Genomic DNA, 3,955 nt, shown 5'->3' on the forward strand with positions numbered 1-3,955 from the left:
CCACCGATCAGCTCTACTTCGCCTCGGGGCTACTGGATTGCCCCGGCGCGATGTTCACCGCCAGCCACAACCCGGCGGCCTACAACGGCATCAAGCTGTGCCGGGCCGCTGCCAAGCCGGTCGGCGCGGACACCGGGCTGACCCTCATCCGCGACGAGTTGATCGCCGGAGTCCCGGGCCATCACGGTCAACGCGGGACGGTCACCGACAGGGATGTGCTGAACGACTACGGCGTGTTCCTACGTTCGCTGGTGGACACGTCCGGGCTGCGTCCCTTGCGAGTGGCCGTGGACGCCGGCAACGGCATGGCCGGCCACACGGCACCGGCCGTGCTCGGCGTGATCGGCTCGATCACGTTGTTGCCGTTGTACTTCGAACTCGACGGCGCATTTCCCAACCACGAGGCCAACCCGCTGGACCCGGCGAACCTGGTGGACCTGCAGGCCTACGTGGGGGACACCGGCGCCGATATCGGGCTGGCCTTCGACGGGGACGCGGACCGGTGCTTCGTGGTCGACGAACGCGGCCGGCCGGTTTCGCCGTCGACGGTGACCGGCCTGGTGGCGGCCCGTGAACTCAACCGCGAGATCGGCGCCACCGTCATCCACAACGTGATCACTTCGCGCGCGGTGCCCGAACTGGTGACCGAGCGCGGCGGCACACCGCTGCGCTCCCGGGTCGGACACTCCTATATAAAGGCGCTCATGGCCGACACCGGCGCGATCTTCGGCGGTGAACACTCGGCGCACTACTACTTCCGTGACTTCTGGGGCGCCGACTCGGGCATGCTGGCCGCGCTGTACGTGCTGGCCGCCCTCGGTGAGCAGCCAAGGCCGCTCTCCGAGCTGACCGCCGACTACCAGCGCTACGAATCCTCCGGCGAGATCAACTTCACCGTGGCCGACGCGCCGCAATGTGTGGACGCCGTGCTGAAGTCTTTCGGCAGCCGGATTCATTCCATCGATCACCTCGACGGGGTGACGGTGGACCTGGGCGACGGCAGCTGGTTCAACCTGCGCAGCTCCAACACCGAACCGTTGTTGCGACTCAATGTGGAGGGTCGCAGCACCGAGGACGTCGACGCGGTGGTCACGCACGTCAGCGCGCAAATCGCTGCCCAACGCGCGCCCGAGGGAGCGGGCCGGTGAACACCACCGGGGTGGTCGATCTCGAAGACACCGACGGACTGCTTGCCGCCGACCGGCAAGGCCTGTTGCGGTCCGCGTCGATGGCGGGCGCGCAAGTACGTGCCGTCGCCGCCGCCCAAGACGAGGGAGCGCTGGAACCGCTGCGGGCGAACGACCGTCCGCGCACGGTGATTTGGGTGGCCGGCCGTGGTACCGCCGAGACGGCCGGGGCCATACTGGCCGCGACCATGGCTGGTACGGCCGCCGAGCCGATCGTGGTCGCCAGCGAGTGCCCGCCGTGGATCGGACCGCTCGACGTGCTGATCGTCGCCGGCGACGATCCCGGCGATTCCGCCCTGGTCGGCGCCGCCGCGACCGGTGTACGCCGGGGTTCGCGGGTGGTCGTCGTCGCACCGTACGAGGGTCCGTTGCGCGACACCACCGCGGGGCGCGTCGCCGAGCTGTCGCCGCGGCTGTGGGGTCCCACTGAGTTCGGGTTGTGCCGGTATTTGGCCGCGGGCCTGGCCAGTCTGCATGCCGTGGACCCGAGGCTGAGCGTGGATCTGGCGGTGCTGGCCGACGAGCTGGACGCCGAGGCGCTGCACAACAGCGCCGGCCGCGAGCTGTTCACCAACCCGGCCAAGACACTTGCCGCGCGCATGTCGGGTCGCCGGGTGGCGCTGGCCGGCGACTGCGCCGCGACGCTGGCCCTGGCGCGGCACGGCAGTGCGGTCCTGCTGCGGATCGCCGACCAGGTCACCGCCGCCACCGGGCTGGCCGATGCGCTGGTGGCGCTGAGTACCGGGGCATCCGATGGATTCCGGGATTCGGCGGACTCGCTTTTCCACGACGACGATATCGACGGACCGCTGCCCCAACGGCTGCGCGTGTTGGGGCTCACGTTGGCCGGCGAGCGGATGGTGCTGGCCAGCAAGGTCGCCGGGCTCAACGACATCGACTTGATTGCGGCCGAGGACGCGCCCGAGACGCCCGGCAGTTTGCCCGCACCGGCCCGCGCCGAGCAGCAACTGGCTATATTGGCCGTTCGGCTGGAGATGGCCGCGGTTTACATGCGACTGGTGCGGGGATAGACAAACGGTGGACGTTCTACGCGGGGCGTTACGGACATACGCGTGGGGATCGCGCACCGCCATCGCCGAATTCACCGGGCGGCCGGTTCCCGCCGCGCACCCCGAGGCCGAACTCTGGTTCGGCGCGCACCCCGGCGACCCCGCGTGGCTGGAAACCGCGAGTGGCGAAACCTCGTTGCTGCAGGCGCTGGTCGCCGATCCGGAAGGACAGCTCGGCAGCGCGTCACGGGCCCGGTTCGGTGACGTGCTGCCGTTCCTGGTCAAGGTGCTCGCGGCCGACGAGCCGCTGTCGCTGCAGGCCCACCCCAGTGCCGAGCAGGCGGTCGAGGGTTACCTGCGTGAAGAGCGACTTGGCATTCCGGTGTCCGCGCCTACCCGTAACTACCGCGACACCAGTCACAAACCCGAGTTGTTGGTGGCGCTGCAGCCATTCGAGGCGCTGGCCGGATTTCGTCAGGCGTCGCGCACCAAGGAGCTGCTGGGGGCGCTTGCCGTGTCCGACCTCGACCCGTTCATCGATTTGCTGGGTGATGGGTCCGACGGCCATTCCGATGCTGATGGTCTGCGTGCGCTGTTCACCACCTGGATCACTGCGCCCCAACCCGCCATCGACGTGCTGGTGCCCGCCGTGCTCGACGGTGCCATCAACTACGTCAGCTCTGGCGCAACGGAATTCCGGCCCGAGGTCAAAACGGTGCTGGAGCTCGGCGAGCGCTATCCCGGCGACGCCGGTGTGCTGGCCGCGTTGCTGCTCAACCGGATCAGTCTGGCGCCCGGGGAGGCGATCTTCGTGCCGGCCGGCAACCTGCACACCTATCTGCGTGGCTTTGCGCTGGAGGTAATGGCCAACTCCGACAACGTATTACGCGGCGGACTGACCCCTAAGCACGTCGATGTGCCGGAGCTGTTGCGGGTGCTGGACTTCGCCCCCACCGCCGAGGCGCAGTTGCGTCCGCCGATCCACCGCGACGGGCTGGCCCTGGTCTACGACACCCCGGCCGCCGAGTTCGCGGTCTCGTTGCTGGTGCTCGACGGAGAATGTCTGGGCCACGAGGTCGATGCGGCCTCGCGCCACGAGGGCCCCCAGATCTTGTTGTGCACTGAGGGTTCGACGACGGTCTACGGGAAATCCGGGTCGCTCACGCTGGATCACGGCATGGCGGCGTGGGTGGCCGCCGACGACGGCCCGATCCGGCTGCTCGCGCGCGAGCCCACCAAGCTGTTCAGGGCGACGGTCGGCTTGTAACCGGTCCTTCGAAGTCGTAGTCCCAGTCCAGCACCCACACCCGCATCGTGTTGTCGTTTCCGGTGGAGACCGCGATGTGGCCGTCCGCCGAGATCGCGACCGACGACACCAACCCGGTGTGGCCGGTCAGGGTGCGCAGGCACGCGCCGCTGTGGGCATCCCACACCCGCAGCGTTTCGTCGAAGCCGGCCGAAAACGCGATCCGCCCGTCGGCCGACAAAGCCACCGAGCTGACCCCGTGGGTGTGGCCGGTCAGAGCGGACAGGCACACCCCAGTGGCCAGATCCCCACAGCCGCACCGTCCCGTCGTCGCCGCCGGAGATTGCGAAGTGGCCATCCGCCGAGAGCGCCACCGACTTCGTGTGCCGGGCGTCGCCGGTCACGGTGCGCGCTGACCAGGTGTCCAGCAGCGGGCCAGGCGGCGCCAGAGGTGCACTCACCCAGGTTTGCGCTTCGGCTTCGAAATCGGCGATCTGCTCCGGCGATGAAAC

The 3,955-nt window shown here is 69.0% G+C and carries 4 protein-coding genes; 3 read left to right on the top strand and 1 reads right to left on the bottom strand.

What is annotated here, in order from left to right:
- The 3 genes from VML93_RS34355 to manA all read left to right on the top strand — a co-directional run.
- Positions 1-1,148, top strand: a 1,148-nt coding sequence (locus tag VML93_RS34355) for a phosphomannomutase/phosphoglucomutase (protein ID WP_325617656.1), incomplete at its 5' end; no start/stop codon positions are given.
- Positions 1,145-2,218, top strand: a complete 1,074-nt coding sequence (locus VML93_RS34360; RefSeq protein ID WP_325617658.1) for a TobH protein — start codon at positions 1,145-1,147, stop codon at positions 2,216-2,218. The genes VML93_RS34355 and VML93_RS34360, both read left to right, overlap by 4 nt.
- A gap of 7 nt (positions 2,219-2,225) precedes the next feature.
- On the top strand, positions 2,226-3,464 hold the full coding sequence (manA, locus tag VML93_RS34365) for a mannose-6-phosphate isomerase, class I (protein WP_325617660.1): 1,239 nt from the start codon (positions 2,226-2,228) through the stop codon (positions 3,462-3,464).
- Here manA and VML93_RS34370 read toward each other — a convergent pair.
- Positions 3,442-3,801 (bottom strand): hypothetical protein, encoded by a 360-nt coding sequence (locus tag VML93_RS34370; protein ID WP_325617662.1) that lies wholly within the window; start codon positions 3,799-3,801, stop codon positions 3,442-3,444. The genes manA and VML93_RS34370 overlap by 23 nt on opposite strands.
- Positions 3,802-3,955 lie beyond the last annotated feature (154 nt).

This window comes from Mycobacterium sp., from assembly GCF_035499775.1.
Classification (GTDB): domain Bacteria; phylum Actinomycetota; class Actinomycetes; order Mycobacteriales; family Mycobacteriaceae; genus Mycobacterium.